This is a genomic window from Moellerella wisconsensis ATCC 35017 (genome assembly GCF_001294465.1).
Lineage (GTDB): Bacteria > Pseudomonadota > Gammaproteobacteria > Enterobacterales > Enterobacteriaceae > Moellerella > Moellerella wisconsensis.
The window spans coordinates 1-411 of sequence record NZ_LGAA01000053.1 but is presented as its reverse complement, the minus strand read 5'-3'; the positions used below and the strand labels follow the sequence as shown (position 1 = coordinate 411).

Sequence of the window (411 nt, the reverse complement as noted above, 5' to 3'; positions counted from 1 at the left end):
ATGCTAATGAGATATGCGTTACCTTGTTAAAGGAATCTATCATGTCTCGCTATGCTGAAAAGCAGCTCACTTTCGATCCGCGTGGGCACCAGCTCACCAATATTAACGTTTGGACACCAGACAGTGAGTGGCTGGCATACGATGTACGGCCCAGCGGAGCCTCTTTTACCGGGCTGTGCATTGAGCGTGTGAATGTTCATGATGGACGTGTGGAAGTCGTTTACCGCGCGCAGCATGGCGCACATGTTGGCGTGGTAACGGTAAGCCCTCAACAACCGACACGCTACGTTTTTATTCATGGCCCAGAGCATCCAGATGCCCACTGGCATTATGATTTCCACCATCGGCGCGGCGTGATTGTCAGTGAACCAGACAGAGAATTGGCTGAAACGCTTGATGCGATGGATATTA

Annotated in this window: 1 protein-coding gene; it reads left to right on the top strand. The window is 50.9% G+C overall.

Annotated features, from left to right (window positions below):
- Positions 1-41 precede the first annotated feature (41 nt).
- A partial coding sequence (locus M992_RS14345) for a DUF3748 domain-containing protein (protein ID WP_147638198.1) occupies positions 42-411 on the top strand: 370 nt, incomplete at its 3' end.